The following is a 13948-nucleotide window of genomic DNA, read 5'->3' on the forward strand; positions in this document are numbered from 1 at the left end:
GCCGGTCCGGCATTCAAATAGTCGCCTTAACGGATTCCATCTAGGCGTATACACGCGTTCCGCGCCGACAAAGCCCCGTTCCACGCCGATATAAGCGTTGCGACATGCGCTGCATGCACGTCCCCCAATGGGACGTGATGACCCGTTCGCCTAACCTTCGCTACGGCAAAGCACACGTGACGGGTCGACCCCACCATGCGTCGCACGACGCGCCATCCGCGCGCCCTTCGGAGCGCGCACGACGACACGCACCACGCGTGACGCGTCATGCGCGCCCACGACGTTGCCGATAACTTCAACCAGATACGAGACACCCTGACGACGGTCCGCCACGGCCCGTTTCAGCACGCTGATAAAGGAGCAAGCTCATGAGTGATACCCCGGTGCAACCGACGGTCGGCGTCGGCGCGCAAGAAACTGACCTCCGCACCACGGGGCTCATCGACCGGTACTTCGGCATTTCGTCGCGCGGCAGCACGCAACGTCGCGAAATCGTCGCGGGCGTGACCACCTTCCTCGCGATGGTGTATTCCGTATTCGTCGTGCCCGGCATGTTCGGCAAAGCCGGCTTCGACACGAGCGCCGTGTTCGTCGCGGTCTGCCTGACCACCGCGTTCGGTTCGCTGCTGATGGGCCTGTGGGCGAAGCTGCCGATCGCGATCGGCTGCGCGATTTCGCTGACCGCCTTCACCGCGTTCGGCCTCGTGCTCGGCAAGGGACTGCACCCGAGCGTCGCGCTCGGCGCCGTCTTCCTGATGGGTGTCGTGTTCACCGGCATCTCGGTCACCGGCGTGCGTTCGTGGATCCTGCGCAACTTGCCGGCAGGCGTCGCCCACGGCACCGGCATCGGCATCGGCCTGTTCCTGCTGCTGATCGCGTCGAACGACGTCGGCCTCGTGATCAAGAATCCGGGCGCCGGCCTGCCGGTGTCGCTCGGGCAAATCAGCGCGTTCCCCGTCATCATGTCGGTCATCGGCCTCGCCGCGATCTTCGGGCTCGAAAAGCGGCGCGTACCGGGCGGCATCCTGCTCGTCGTCGTCGCGATCTCGCTGATCGGCCTCGCGTTCGATCCGGCGGTGAAGTACCGCGGCGTCTTCGCGCTGCCGTCGCTGAGCGCGCCGGGCCATGCGTCGCTGATCGGTGCGATGGACATCAAGGGCGCGCTGTCGATGGCCGTGTTGCCGAGCGTGCTCGCGCTCGTGATGACGGCCGTGTTCGACGCGACCGGCACGATTCGCGCGGTCGCCGGCCAGGCAGGGCAGCTCGACGACAACGGCCGCATCGTCAACGGCGGCCGCGCACTGACCGCGGATTCGGTCAGTTCGATCTTCTCCGGCTTCCTCGGCGGCGCGCCGGCGGCGGCCTATATCGAGTCGAGCGTCGGCGTGGCCGCCGGCGCGAAGACGGGCCTTGCAGCCGCGGTCGTCGGCCTGCTGTTCCTCGTCGTGATGTTCTTCTCGCCGCTCGCGGGCCTCGTGCCCTCGTATGCGACGGCGCCCGCGCTGATGTACGTCGGCCTGCTGATGCTCGGCAGCGTGAGCAAGCTGCACATGGACGACATGGTCGACGCGATGTCGGGCCTCGTATGCGCGGTGTTCATCGTGCTGACCGCGAATATCGTGACGGGGATCATGCTCGGCTTCTCGACGCTCGTGATCGGCCGCCTCGCCAGCGGCGAATTTCGCAAGCTCAACGTCGGCACCGTGCTCATCGCGGCCGTGCTCGTCACGTTCTATCTCGGCGGCTGGGCCATCTGAGCGCAGATCGTGCGCGACGCCGCTCGCAAAAAGGCCGCGCGCATCGGGACGACAACGTCTCCTCCACCATCGTCGTCGATGGCCTCATGGCCTGGAAGCGTTCGTTTCCAGGCCTTTTTTGCGGATGCGCGGCAGCGTGTCGCGCTGCGCGAAAACGGCGCGACGCTCATTCGCGCCCGATGCTACGATCGCGTTTTGCCTTCAGGAGTCGCGATGAATTCACTCGGCATCGTCTCCGAATCGAGCACCCGGACCTCGGCGCGCAAGCCGCCATTCATTCCATCGTTCGGCTTCCACGAAGTGCACGAATCGCAGCCGATCGGCGCGCCGCCCGCGCGCATCATCGATGTCGTCGCATCGCTCGACATGCGCGCCGATCCCGTCATCGACGCGCTGCTGACGGTGCGCGAACTCCCGGCCGCGATCGCCGGCACGCTGCGCAACGCGCCGGCTGCCCCGGAACGCGCGCGCTTCGGCCTGGACGCCTTCACACCGCTTCATCGCGACGACACGTCGCTGTCGCTCGGTCTCATCGGGCGCTTCTGGCGCCCGACGCCCGACATGCGTTCCATCGCCGACGCCGACGCGTTCGTCCGGCACAACGACCCGCGCGACGCAAAGCTGGTGCTCCGGTTCGAGGTGATCGGACTCGCCGCCGGCGCGCACATCCTGCGCACCGAAACCTTCGTTCACTGCCCGAGCGCACGCACGCGCTGGCTGTTCGCGCCGTACTGGCTCGCTATCCGGCTGGGCAGCGGCTGGATCCGGCGTCGTACGTTAGCGGCCGTCGAGATCGCGCTGGCCTGATTCGCCGCGTCAGAACGGTTTGATCACGGCGAGTCCGACGACGAACGCCATTGCAACGATCACCGCACCGGCCGCCTGCCCGAGCCACGGCACAGGCACGACGACGAGATCGTCGCGCTCCATGCGCCGCAGCGTGCCGCTCAGGATCCCGTGCAGCGCCGACAGCGCGACGACGATCGCGAGCTTCACCGACAGCCACGCGCTGCCGAACCAGTGACCGCTCAGCGCGAGCGCGACACCCGCGCCCCAGACGATCGCGAGCGCGGGCGCCGTCACCGTGCGATCCCAGCGCCGCACCGCGCGATGCACGGCCAGGTTCGCGATGCGGACCGCGACCGACGACAACAACAGCCCGCCGACGAACGTGACGACGGCGACCAGATGCACGGCCTTCAGTATCAGGTAGATCATCGCGCGTGCCGCCTGCGCGCGATCCACGCGGCGCTCGCCAGCCCCACGAACGGCACGACGGCCGACAGCACGAGCCGCGCGACTTCGCCCCTGTTCCACAGCCCGCTCGACGCGGTGCCGACCACCGCCCACACGTACAGCACGAACGCGATGCCGTGCACCGGGCCCACGATCGACACCGCGACCGGATAACCCGCGAGGTGCTTGAGCGGCACGCACATCAGCACGATGAGGGTGGTCGCCTCCACCAGCGACAGGTATTGCAGGTTCCGCAACGCGTTGCGATCGTCTTGTTTCATCGGCAGGCCTCCGGATGGTCCGCGGCGATTGTCGCGCGCGGTGCGGGTTCGAGCCATTGGCTAGAATGACATCTTTCAACGGATTCTGGCCACGGCCGCGGACGCCATGCATACGGTCGCCGTTCTCGCTTTGCCCGATGTCGTCCCGTTCGATCTGGGCGTGGCGTGCGACACATTCGCGCGCGTGCGTGCGCCCCACGTCGCGCAGGCGTACCGCGTCCGTGTATGCAGCGATCGGCCGCGCGTCGGCGGCGACCTGTTCGAGCTGCGCCCGCCGTTTCGCCTCGATGCGCTAGCCGACGCCGACACGATCATGGTCCCCGGCACGTCGGTGCCGCTCGCGCCGACGTCGCGCCGCGTGCTCGACGCGCTGCGCGCGGCGGCCGCGTGCGGCTGCCGGATCGCGTCGATCTGCAGCGGCGCGTTCGTGCTCGCGGAAGCCGGGCTGCTCGACGGCCTGCGCGCGACGACGCACTGGCTCGCGGCCGCCGAACTCGCGCGCCGCTATCCGGACGTCGACGTCGATCCGAACGTGCTGTTCGTCGACAACGGCCGGATTCTGACGTCGGCCGGCGCGGCGGCCGGCCTCGATCTGTGCCTGCACATGATCCAGGCAGACTATGGCGCTGCGGTCGCGGTCGACGCCGCCCGCAGCGCGGTGGCGCCGCGCGTGCGCGAAGGCGGGCAGGCGCAGTTCATCGCACCCGAATGGCCGGCCGGCGGCGACGGACTGCACGACCTGATGGACTGGCTTCAGGCGAACCTGCGCAAGCCGCTGACGCTCGACGCGATCGCGCGCAAGGCGTCGACGAGCGTGCGCACGCTGACGCGGCGCTTCCACGAGCAGACGGGCACGTCGCCGGGACAATGGCTGCAGACCGCGCGCGTGCGTCATGCGCAACAGTTGCTGGAGGTGACCGAATTGTCGATCGAACACGTGGCGACGGAAGCCGGTTTCGGTTCGGTAGGCGCATTTCGCGAACGCTTCGCGCGTATTGTCGGCACGTCGCCGCAGCGCTATCGGCAGGCGTTCCGCGCACGCGCCGATGCGTGACCTTCATCCGGATCGACACCTGAAGCACGCAGCAACAGCCCCCTTTCGCGCCAACCGGACCCGATCGATGACCCGCATCCGCAATCACCTGAACATCGCGCAGCTCCACGCGTTCGTCTCCGCCGCGCATCACAAGAGCCTGCGCGCCGCCGCGCGCGAGCTCGGCGTCACGCAGCCCGCGATCACGCATACGATCCGCGAACTCGAAACGGCGCTGAACGCCGAGCTGCTCGTGCGCAGCGTGCGCGGCGTCGAGTTGACCGCGTGCGGGCACGCGCTGCTGCCGCGCGCGGAACAGCTGCTCGGCGACGTGCGCCGCACCGTCGAGGCCGTCGAACAGGTGAAAGGCGAAATGTCGGGGCGCGTCGCGGTCGGCACGATGCCGTCGATCGCGCTGACCGCGCTGCCGCATGCGGTCACGGCGTTTCGCCGGTCGATGCCGAACGTGAGCCTGCATCTCGAGGAAGTGACGGTGCCCGACGCGCTCGCGCAGCTGCGCAACGGCACGCTCGACATCGCTGCGATGCACCATGTGCCCGCGCTCGACCGCGATTTCACGCAAGTGCCGCTGCTGTCGACCGAATTCACGGTCGTGATGCGCGACGGCCACCCGCTCGCGCACGCGCGCCGGTTAGAGGATTTGCTCGAAGCCGAGTGGATCGTGACCGTCGGCGCCGAACAGTTTCCGCACAGCGTGATGATCGCGATGTTCGAGGCGCGCGGGCTGCCGCTGCCGAAGCGACTGTTGCGCTCGCCGATGTCGTTCGCGGTGACGCTCGGGCTCGTCGCGCGCTCCGACGTGATCGGCTGCTTCACGCGCCCGCTGGCCGCAATGGTGGCGCCGCTCGGCATCCGCACGGCCGCGCTCGACGAAAGCATGCCGCGCTTCGACCTGTCGATCATCGCGCGCCGCGACCTGCTGCCGACGCCCGCCGTATCGCAATTCGTCACGTGCCTGCAGCGCGCGGTCAACGAAACGCTCGGTTGAATCGTTCCTTGGTCTGAAACGGTCGCGCGGCGCATGCGCGGCCGTCGGTCCGGTATCGGGGCATGTACTAGGCGCCCTGCCGGTATTTTGTCTTGATAATCTTGCGCACGTCGCGCGCCCGCATCGGGCAGGCGAAACGGACAGTCCGGCACGAAACCGCGCCGGGCCGAAGGCTTACGGCGCGGCACAACCGCGCACCCATCGAACAAAACGAGGAGTCACCGAGTGAAAAAGATTCTTGCGGCTGTGACCGTAGCCCTGCTCGCCGTATCGGCCGGCACTGCCTACGCGAAGGACTGGTCGACCGTGCGCTTCGGCGTCGACGCAAGCTACCCGCCTTTCGAGTCGAAAGGCGCTGACGGCAAAGTGGTCGGTTTCGACGTCGATCTCGGCAACGAAATCTGCCGCCGCATCAACGCGAAGTGCGTGTGGATCGAGAACGACTTCGACGGGATGATCCCGGCGCTGAAGGCGCGCAAGTTCGACGGCGTGCTGTCGTCGATGTCGATGACCCCGGCGCGCCAGGAACAGATCGCGTTCTCGTCGAAGCTGTTCAACACGCCGACGCGCCTCGTCACGAAGAAGGGCGCGGGCCTGATGCCGACGGCCGAATCGCTGAAGGGCAAGTCGATCGGCGTCGAGCAAGGCACGATCCAGGAAACCTACGCGAAGACGTACTGGGCGCCGAAGGGTGTCACGGTCGTGCCGTACCAGAACCAGGACCAGGTCTACGCCGACCTGATCTCGGGCCGTCTGGACGGCGCGCTGCAGGACGCGGTGCAGGCTGAAATCGGCTTCCTGAAGACGCCGCGCGGCGCGAACTTCGATTTCGCCGGCAAGGACATCGACGATCCGAAGACGCTCGGCAACGGCGCCGGCATCGGCCTGCGCAAGGAAGACACCGACCTGAAGACGAAGATCGACGGCGCGATCGCCGCGATGCGCAAGGACGGCACGTACCAGAAGATTGCGAAGAAGTACTTCGATTTCGACGTGTACGGCAAGTAATACCGCGTAAAAGCGCGCTTCTCATCCGCGCACACGGGCTCCGCAAGGAGCCCGTTTTTTTTGCGCCCGCGCGCCGCGAAGCGCGCCGATGCGCGTCGGGGAACGGCCGCGCCCGCGTTATTTTTTACGCGTCAACCCGATGATTCGAAAAGGAAAATGACGCGCCCGGGAACCGGTTTGATAGGTTCGCGCAAGGCAACGTACAATCGATCTTCCACGCATACCGGATCACTCGCGGCTGCGCCGCCCTCCCCTCATCATGCAAACGCAGACCCATCCGCTGATTTCGCCCGCCATCGGCACCCAACGCCAGATCACCAGCTTTCACTACGGCCCGCGCGGCGGCAAGAAGGTCTACATCCAGTCGTCGCTGCACGCGGACGAGCTGCCCGGCATGCTGGTCGCCGCGCTGTTGCGTCGCAAGATCGCCGCGCTCGAGACGGCCGGCAAGCTGCGCGGCGAAGTGGTGATCGTGCCGGTGCCGAATCCGATCGGTCTGTCGCAGCATGTGTTCGGCGATCACCTTGGCCGCTTCGAGCTCGGCTCGATGCAGAACTTCAACCGCAATTTCCACGATCTCGCGGCGCTCGTGCTGCCGCGCATCGAAAGCCGGCTGACGAACGACGCGCAGCGCAACGTCGCCGCGGTACGCGCCGCGATGGGCGAGGCGCTCGACGAACAAAAGCCGCGCACCGAGCTCGAATCGCAGCGCCTCGCGCTGCAAAAGCTGTCGTTCGACGCCGACATCGTGCTCGACCTGCATTGCGACAACGACGCGGTGATGCATCTGTACACGAATCCCGACCTGTGGGAAGACGTCGAGCCGCTGGCCCGCTACCTCGATGCGCAGGCGTCGCTGCTCGCGCTGAACTCGGTCGGCAATCCGTTCGACGAGATCCACAGCTTCTGCTGGTCGGATCTGCGCAACCGCTTCGGCGACCGTTTCCCGATCCCGAACGGCGCGATTTCGGTCACGGTCGAACTGCGCAGCGAGCGCGACGTGTCGTACGAGTTCGCGGAAAAGGATTCGCAGGCGATCGTCGAATACCTGACCGAGCGCGGCGTGATCGACGGCACGCCCGCCCCGCTGCCGCCGCTCGCGCATCCGGCCACGCCGCTCGCGGGCACCGATCCTCTCGTTGCGCCGGTCTCCGGCGTGATCGTGTTCCGCACGCCGGTCGGCGCGTGGATCGAGGCCGGCCAGGAAGTGGCCGACATCGTCGATCCGCTCAGCGATCGCGTAATCTCGCTGAAGAGCAGCGTATCCGGCGTGCTGTACGCGCGCCAGGTCGTGCGCTTCGCGACGGCCGGGATGGAAGTCGCGCGCATCGCCGGTGCGACGCCGATCCGCACCGGGTCGCTGCTGTCGGCCTGAGCAAGCGCCGGGCTCCTTCGGCCGCCGGCCGTGCGCGGCATCGCCGCGCGCACCAATGAAATCGCCCGCTTGCGCGGGCGATTTGCATTTCGGTTTCGCGCGATGCGCGATGCCTGGCGGCATGGCGGCCGCGGGCGCGGCTCGCGTGGGGGCTGCCGGCGTTCAGAACGCCGGCACGATCGCGCCGCCGAATTTCTGGTCGATGAACTTGCGCACGTCGTCCGATTCATAGGCCGCGACGAGCTTCTTCACCCAGGGCTTGTCCTTGTCCTGCGCGCGCACGGCGATCAGGTTCGCGTACGGCCCGCGCAGGTCCTCGATCGCGATCGCATCCTTCACCGGCGTGAGCCCGGCCTTCACCGCGTAGTCGGTGTTGATCGACGCGGCATCGAGATCCGGCAGCGCGCGCGGCAATTGCGCGGCGTCGAGCTCGACGATCCGGATTTTCTTCGGATTCTCGGCGACGTCGAGCGGCGTCGCGTTCACGCCGTTCGTGCCGACACCCGGCTTCAGCTTGATCACCCCGTATTTCTGCAACAGCAGCAGCGCACGGTTGCCGTTCGACGGATCGTTCTGGATCCCGACCTTCGCGCCCGCCGGCAAATCCTTCAGCGACTTCAGCTTCTTCGAATAGAAGCCCATCGGCGCCGTATACGTCAGCCCGACATTGACGATCTTGTAGCCGCGCTGCTTGATCTGGCTGTCGAGAAACGGCTGGTGCTGGAAACCGTTCGCGTCGAGGTCGCCCGCGTCCAGCGCCGCATTCGGCTGCACGTAGTCGTTGAATTCGATGACCTTGATCGCGAGGCCTTCGCGTGCGGCGACTTTCGTCACCTCGGTCCAGATCTGCGCGTCGGGGCCGCTCATCGTGCCGATCTTCAGCGTCTGCGAATCGGCGTGCGCGCCGGGCGCGGCAAAGGCCAGCGCGGCGGCAAGCGCGCCGAGGCCGGTCAGGATCGAACGTCGCATGGTGTCCTCTTGTCCCGTGTCGTTGTTGAAGCGCGCATCGTGGCACGGCGCCGCAGCGGCACCAACCAAGCTTATTTCATGTGCATATTCCGGACCCCGATCGAATCTCAGGCGGAATCGGTATAACTCCCCGCTGTACAACCGGGGCAAAATCCAGTGTCGCATCGGCACCACACATTCGTCATATGACAGTCGCTGTCATATTCATTACGTGGCCCGCCGATAAAGTTGCGACCGGTCCGTGAAAGCGCCCATAGAGAGCGCCGGAACCGCAACTGGACACGCCATTCATTCGCTCGGAGAATCCTTTGAACAAGAAACTGTTGACCATCGCCATCCTCGCAGCAACGGCCGGCGCGGCACACGCACAAAGCAGCGTCACCCTGTACGGCGTGATCGACGCCGGTATCAGCTACGTGAACCACAGCAAGACCGCCAACGGCGGCAGCGGCAAGCTGTTCAAGTACGACGACGGCGTGGCCCAGGGCAGCCGTTGGGGCCTGCGCGGCACCGAGGACCTCGGTGGCGGCCTGAAGGCGATCTTCGTGCTCGAAAACGGCTTCAACAGCGGCAACGGCACGATCGGCCAGGGCGGCGCGATCTTCGGCCGTCAGGCTTACGTCGGCCTGAGCCAGGCGCAATACGGCACGGTCACGTTCGGCCGCCAGTACTCGTTCTCGACCGACATCCTCGGTTCGAACTACTCGACGGGCGGCAACACGGTCGCGGGCAACTACGCTTACCACGTGAACGACATCGACCAGCTGACGTCGAGCCGCATCAACAACTCGGTGAAGTTCCAGAGCGCGAACTACGCCGGCTTCACGTTCGGCGCGTTGTACGGCTTCTCGAACTCGACCGACTTCGCCGGCGCACCGGCGACGACGACGGGCACCACGACGACGGCCGGTTCGTCGCGCGCATACAGCTTCGGCCTGAACTACGCGAACGGCCCGTTCGCGCTCGGCGCCGCCTACACGGACATCCGCTTCCCGAGCCAGTCGACGCCGGCATTCTCGACGTCGATCGCGAACATCGCGCTGACGAACATCCGCGACCTGCGCACGTACGGCGTCGGCGGCCGCTACATCTTCGGCCCGGCAACGGCATGGCTGCTGTGGACGCGCACGCAGTTCACGCCGATCGCCTCGGGCGCATCGGGCACGTTCTACAACGCATACGAAGCAGGCGTGAAGTATGCGATCACGCCGGCGCTGTCGGCAGCAGCGGGCTACACGTACACGAACGCAACGCAAAGCGGCAGCTCGGCGCACTGGAACCAGGGCAACCTGGGCCTGGACTACGCGCTCAGCAAGCGTACCGACGTGTACGGCCTGGTCGTGTACCAGAAGGCATCGGGCAACAACGTGCAGGCGCAGATCGGCTCGAGCACGAGCTACTTCAACACGTCGGGCAACGGTTCGTCGAACCAGCTGGCCGCTCGTGTCGGTATCCGTCACAAGTTCTAAAGCATTCGCCTGACTGGCCGCTCCTCACGCGGATCACGACGGTAACAGGCGCCCCGCTCCGGCGGGGCGCTTTTTTATGGGCTTTTAAGTTTCGCTTAATTCTGGGCTGAGAGGATGCTCTCACCCCCCCTGTTGGCCGCCTGAGCACCGGCGGCTTTTTTTTTGAGACCCTCTACGGCACCGCCATCAGATTGCCTACAAGCCAGGATCGGAGGCCACGATGATCGAAGATTCCGTTTTCAGCCATCTGCACGCGATTCTGACGCGCCAGCATTCGCTTCCCGTCCAGAGCTGCCGCGTGTCGGTGGAAATGCAGCGCCCGTGGGGCCGCCCGTACCGGCTCGTCGAATGGACGATGCATCTCGACGCGCCCGCGCGGCGCCAGATCGTGCCGGCAGAATCGACCGACGAAGAAATCGCCGAGGTCGTCGCATCGCACGTGCCGGGCCGCCTGTACGGCGACGGCCGGCTGCAGTTCTGACGCCCCGCTTTCCGCCGCCGTGCGCGGCCCGCACGCATCGTGCGGCACTCGGTCTCGTTTGACGCGGCAACGAAGTCTGCTACGCTGCGCGTTTTCGTCCACGCACCACACGATGGAAAACGCATTCAACGAACGCGGCGTGATGGTCACGCGCAACGGCCTGTCGGCCGCCGGGCAAGTCTTCCCACTGCGTGACATCCGCGACGTCGACGTCGTCAAGATCCCGAAGAATCGTCTCGTGCCGTCGCTGATCTCGCTGATCGGCGTGGCCACCGCCATCGCCGGCGGCATCGGCGCATCGAGCGCCGCGCTCGTCGTCGGCGTGATGCTCGCCGTCGTCGGCTACCTTGCCTGGACCACGCAGGACGTCACGTACCGGCTGATGGTCGAAATGCCGGACGGCAAGCGCGAAGCGCTGTCGAGCGTCGACGCCGCGTTCGTCGAACGTGTCGCGCAGGTCGTGCGCGACGCCCGTTCCACCACGTCCGCCGGCTGATTTCCGCTCGGCGCGCCGACCGCCTACCATGAAATGAGCGGCCCGCCGCCGCATCGTTCGAGGAGGTCGGCATGAACGCCCAATCGCTGTCCGGCATGCTGCGCGCGCAGGAACTGCTGCTCGTCTCGATGATCCGCACGCTGCCGCCCGACGGGCGCCGCGCGCTCGTCGACCTCTACGCCGAACAGCTCGCATTCGCCGAGCAGGCCGGCTTCGAAGGCCACGGCGATCGCGCGACGCACGACGCATTCATCGCCCACGCACGCAATCTGCTGATTCGCATCGAATCCCTCGCCTGACGGCCCCATTCTCCTTGGTCGGCTTCCTGCGCGAATCGCCCGAGCCGCGCCGGTCGCGCGCGTCCGTGCACTCGCCGCCTTTCGTTCTTGTACTGATAATCATTCTCATTTAGACTGCTGCAGTTATCAGTTGCCTTTCAATTCGCCGTTCGTCGCGTGTCGCGCGCGAACGGGCCAGCCAGGTGAACGCGTCACCCAGCCAGCCTTCGGGCTAGTCATCATTAATGGGAGACCACCTGTGCATTGCTATCCGCTGGCGCGGCGGCCGATCTGCGCCGCGCTGTTCGGCGCGTTCGGCCTGTCCGCCGCCCCGGCTTGCGCCGATTCGTCGGCTCAACACGCCAACCAGCCCTCCACCGCCGCCGTTGCCGCGTCCCCGCGCGGCGGCGCGGCGCTGCTCGACCCCGTCACCGTCACGGCAACCCGCACCGCCACCGCGACGAGCCGCACGGCCGCGTCCGTGTCGGTCATCACCGACGACGATCTGGACGAACAGCAGGCCGCCAACATCAAGGACGCGCTGCGCTACGAGCCCGGCGTCACGGTGCGCCGCACCGCGTACCGCCCCGGCAGCGCCGCGCTCGGCGGCGGCCGGGACGGCGATTCGAGCATCAACATCCGCGGCCTCGAGGGCAATCGCGTGCTGCTGATGGAAGACGGCATTCGCCTGCCGAGCGCATTTTCGTTCGGCCCGCTCGAAGCCGGGCGTGGCGACTACGCCGATCTGGACACGCTCAAGCGCATCGAGATCCTGCGCGGGCCGGCGTCGGCGCTGTACGGCAGCGACGGGCTGACCGGTGCGGTGAACTTCATCACGAAGGATCCGCGCGACCTGCTGTCGGTCTACGGCAAGCCCCGCTACTTCGCGTTCCGGCCGAGCTACGACTCGGCCGACCGCAGCGTCGGCGCGACCGTGACGGCCGCCGCCGGCAACGATCGCGTGCAGGGAATGATCATCGCCGACGGGCGGCGCGGCCACGAAATCGACACGCGCGGCAGCAACAACTCGGCGGACACGCTGCGCACGACATCGAATCCTCAGGACGTCTATTCGGAATCACTGCTCGGCAAGCTGGTGCTGACGCCCACCGCGCGCGACACGATCAGGTTCACCGCCGAAACCGTGCAGCGGCGCGTGAGCACCGACGTGCTGTCGGCGCTCAATCCGCCGAACACGCTCGGCCTCACGACTCGCGATCGGATCGAACGCAACCGCTTCAGCGTCGATTACGACCTCCGCGACGATGCACTCCGCTGGTTCCAGAACGCGCACGTGCAGTTCTACTACCAGGACGCGAAGCAGGATCAATACGCGTTCGAGACGCGCGGCGCGCCGCTGAAATCGCGTTCGCGCGACAACCAGTACAAGGAGCGCACGTTCGGCGGCTCCGCATTCGCCGAAAGCGGCTTCTCGACCGGCCCGTTCGCGCACAAGCTGCTGTACGGTGTCGACGGCAGCTTGTCGCGCGTGACGAACCTGCGCGACGGCACGGTGCCGGGCGTTGGCGAAGCGTTCCCGAACAAGGCGTTTCCCGATACCGATTACACGCTGTTCGGCGCATTCGTGCAGGACCGGATCGGCTACGGCCGCCTGCTCGTCACGCCGGGCCTGCGCTTCGACACGTACCGGCTGAGCCCGACCGGAAACGATCCGCTGTTCACCGGCAAGGCCGTGTCGACCAGCGCGAACGAAGTGTCGCCGCGCGTCGCGGTGCTGTACGAAATCACGCCCGCGCTGATTCCGTACGTGCAGTATGCGCACGGCTTCCGCGCGCCGACGCCCGATCAGGTGAACAGCAGCTTCTCCAATCCGGTGCACGGCTACACGTCGATCGGCAACCCGAGTCTGAAGCCGGAGACGAGCGACACGTTCGAAGCGGGCCTGCGCGGCAACGCCGGCACCAGTTACGGCGTCGTGCGCTACAGCGCGGCCGCGTTCACCGGCCGCTACCGCAACTTCATCTCGCGCACGACGATCGCGGGCAGCGGCCGACCGGCCGACCCGTTCGTATTCCAGTACGTGAACTTCGCCGACGCGCGGATCCACGGCCTCGAGGGCCGCGCCGAATGGGTGATGCCGAACGGCGTCACGCTGAAGACGGCGATGGCGTTCACGAAGGGCTCGACGCAGAACAATGGCGCGGCGAGCCAGCCGCTCAACACCGTCAACCCGTTCTCCGCCGTGTTCGGCGTGCGCTATGAGCCGACCGAGCGCTGGATCGTGCAGAGCGACCTGCTGTTCCAGGCCGCGAAACGCGACAACGACATCGACAAGTCCGACTGCTCGAACAAGACGTGCTTCGCACCGCCGTCGTCGTTCGTCGTCGACCTGCGCGCCGGCTACCGCTTCAACAAGCACGTGAGCGCGACGATCGGCATTCGCAACCTGTTCGACCGCAAGTACTGGAACTGGTCCGACGTACGCGGAATCGCGGCCGATTCGCAAGTGCTCGACGCGTACACGTCGCCCGGCCGCACCGTGGCCGTCAGCATGAAGGTGGATTTCTGATGCTCGTTCCGATGTTCCGATGCGCG

14 protein-coding genes are annotated in these 13948 nt (G+C 66.7%); 11 read left to right on the plus strand and 3 right to left on the minus strand.

Annotation, left to right across the window (positions count from 1 at the left end; all coding sequences use genetic code 11):
* Nucleotides 1-368 precede the first annotated feature (368 nt).
* Both KDW55_RS16880 and KDW55_RS16885 read left to right on the plus strand, forming a co-directional pair.
* Entirely contained in the window at nt 369-1757 is a 1389-nt protein-coding gene (locus tag KDW55_RS16880; protein ID WP_040138784.1) for an NCS2 family permease, read from the plus strand.
* Nucleotides 1758-1970: 213 nt separating this feature from the next.
* Nucleotides 1971-2564, plus strand: a complete 594-nt coding sequence (locus KDW55_RS16885) for a hypothetical protein (protein WP_059548333.1) — start codon at nt 1971-1973, stop codon at nt 2562-2564.
* A gap of 9 nt (nt 2565-2573) precedes the next feature.
* Here the strand turns inward: KDW55_RS16885 and KDW55_RS16890 are convergent, their stop codons facing one another.
* The gene (locus KDW55_RS16890; RefSeq protein ID WP_059548521.1) at nt 2574-2975 is read right to left on the minus strand and encodes a CopD family protein; all 402 of its coding nucleotides are present in this window, start codon (nt 2973-2975) and stop codon (nt 2574-2576) included.
* Nucleotides 2972-3274 carry a DUF3817 domain-containing protein gene (locus KDW55_RS16895; protein WP_212161456.1) on the minus strand — a complete coding sequence of 101 codons (303 nt, stop codon included), beginning with the start codon at nt 3272-3274 and terminating at the stop codon, nt 2972-2974. The genes KDW55_RS16890 and KDW55_RS16895 overlap by 4 nt, the downstream gene beginning before the upstream one ends.
* 106 nt (nt 3275-3380) lie before the next feature.
* Here KDW55_RS16895 and KDW55_RS16900 point away from each other — a divergent pair, with 106 nt between their 5' ends.
* The 4 genes from KDW55_RS16900 to KDW55_RS16915 all read left to right on the plus strand — a co-directional run bounded on the left by KDW55_RS16900 (nt 3381) and on the right by KDW55_RS16915 (nt 7699).
* Nucleotides 3381-4328, plus strand: coding sequence for a helix-turn-helix domain-containing protein (locus KDW55_RS16900; protein WP_212161457.1), 948 nt, complete (start codon nt 3381-3383; stop codon nt 4326-4328).
* 67 nt (nt 4329-4395) lie between these two features.
* A complete protein-coding gene (locus KDW55_RS16905) occupies nt 4396-5316 on the plus strand; it encodes a LysR substrate-binding domain-containing protein (protein ID WP_040138788.1) in 921 nt (306 codons plus the stop codon).
* A gap of 225 nt (nt 5317-5541) precedes the next feature.
* The gene (locus KDW55_RS16910) at nt 5542-6324 is read left to right on the plus strand and encodes an ABC transporter substrate-binding protein (RefSeq protein ID WP_212161458.1); all 783 of its coding nucleotides are present in this window, start codon (nt 5542-5544) and stop codon (nt 6322-6324) included.
* Between the two features lie 259 nt (nt 6325-6583).
* Nucleotides 6584-7699 (plus strand): succinylglutamate desuccinylase/aspartoacylase family protein, encoded by a 1116-nt coding sequence (locus KDW55_RS16915; RefSeq protein WP_212161459.1) that lies wholly within the window; start codon nt 6584-6586, stop codon nt 7697-7699.
* Nucleotides 7700-7861: 162 nt separating this feature from the next.
* Here KDW55_RS16915 and KDW55_RS16920 read toward each other — a convergent pair whose 3' ends face one another.
* Entirely contained in the window at nt 7862-8668 is an 807-nt protein-coding gene (locus KDW55_RS16920) for a MetQ/NlpA family lipoprotein (RefSeq protein ID WP_040140846.1), read from the minus strand.
* A gap of 308 nt (nt 8669-8976) precedes the next feature.
* Between KDW55_RS16920 and KDW55_RS16925 the strand changes: the two genes are divergently transcribed.
* The 5 genes from KDW55_RS16925 to KDW55_RS16945 all read left to right on the plus strand — a co-directional run bounded on the left by KDW55_RS16925 (nt 8977) and on the right by KDW55_RS16945 (nt 13922).
* A complete protein-coding gene (locus tag KDW55_RS16925) occupies nt 8977-10137 on the plus strand; it encodes a porin (RefSeq protein ID WP_040138791.1) in 1161 nt (386 codons plus the stop codon).
* Nucleotides 10138-10357: 220 nt separating this feature from the next.
* A complete protein-coding gene (locus KDW55_RS16930; protein WP_040138792.1) occupies nt 10358-10618 on the plus strand; it encodes a DUF2866 domain-containing protein in 261 nt (86 codons plus the stop codon).
* A gap of 112 nt (nt 10619-10730) precedes the next feature.
* On the plus strand, nt 10731-11114 hold the full coding sequence (locus KDW55_RS16935; protein ID WP_040138793.1) for a DUF6232 family protein: 384 nt from the start codon (nt 10731-10733) through the stop codon (nt 11112-11114).
* A gap of 71 nt (nt 11115-11185) precedes the next feature.
* Nucleotides 11186-11413: a hypothetical protein gene (locus KDW55_RS16940; RefSeq protein WP_040138794.1), complete on the plus strand. Its 228-nt coding sequence runs from the start codon at nt 11186-11188 to the stop codon at nt 11411-11413.
* A gap of 238 nt (nt 11414-11651) precedes the next feature.
* Complete coding sequence (locus KDW55_RS16945) at nt 11652-13922, plus strand: TonB-dependent hemoglobin/transferrin/lactoferrin family receptor (protein WP_212161462.1); 2271 nt, start codon at nt 11652-11654, stop codon at nt 13920-13922.
* The last annotated feature ends 26 nt before the right edge of the window (nt 13923-13948 follow it).

The sequence above is a fragment of the Burkholderia sp. AU19243 genome, from assembly GCF_018148075.1.
Classification (GTDB): domain Bacteria; phylum Pseudomonadota; class Gammaproteobacteria; order Burkholderiales; family Burkholderiaceae; genus Burkholderia; species Burkholderia latens_A.

Excerpts from the sequence above, each read along its gene's own strand:
- KDW55_RS16880 (WP_040138784.1), top strand. The coding sequence starts at position 369 with ATGAGTGATACCCCGGTGCAACCGACGGTCGGCGTCGGCGCGCAAGAA.
- KDW55_RS16885 (WP_059548333.1), top strand. The coding sequence starts at position 1,971 with ATGAATTCACTCGGCATCGTCTCCGAATCGAGCACCCGGACCTCGGCG.
- KDW55_RS16890 (WP_059548521.1), bottom strand. The coding sequence starts at position 2,975 with ATGATCTACCTGATACTGAAGGCCGTGCATCTGGTCGCCGTCGTCACG.
- KDW55_RS16895 (WP_212161456.1), bottom strand. The coding sequence starts at position 3,274 with ATGAAACAAGACGATCGCAACGCGTTGCGGAACCTGCAATACCTGTCG.
- KDW55_RS16900 (WP_212161457.1), top strand. The coding sequence starts at position 3,381 with ATGCATACGGTCGCCGTTCTCGCTTTGCCCGATGTCGTCCCGTTCGAT.
- KDW55_RS16905 (WP_040138788.1), top strand. The coding sequence starts at position 4,396 with ATGACCCGCATCCGCAATCACCTGAACATCGCGCAGCTCCACGCGTTC.
- KDW55_RS16915 (WP_212161459.1), top strand. The coding sequence starts at position 6,584 with ATGCAAACGCAGACCCATCCGCTGATTTCGCCCGCCATCGGCACCCAA.
- KDW55_RS16920 (WP_040140846.1), bottom strand. The coding sequence starts at position 8,668 with ATGCGACGTTCGATCCTGACCGGCCTCGGCGCGCTTGCCGCCGCGCTG.
- KDW55_RS16930 (WP_040138792.1), top strand. The coding sequence starts at position 10,358 with ATGATCGAAGATTCCGTTTTCAGCCATCTGCACGCGATTCTGACGCGC.
- KDW55_RS16935 (WP_040138793.1), top strand. The coding sequence starts at position 10,731 with ATGGAAAACGCATTCAACGAACGCGGCGTGATGGTCACGCGCAACGGC.
- KDW55_RS16940 (WP_040138794.1), top strand. The coding sequence starts at position 11,186 with ATGAACGCCCAATCGCTGTCCGGCATGCTGCGCGCGCAGGAACTGCTG.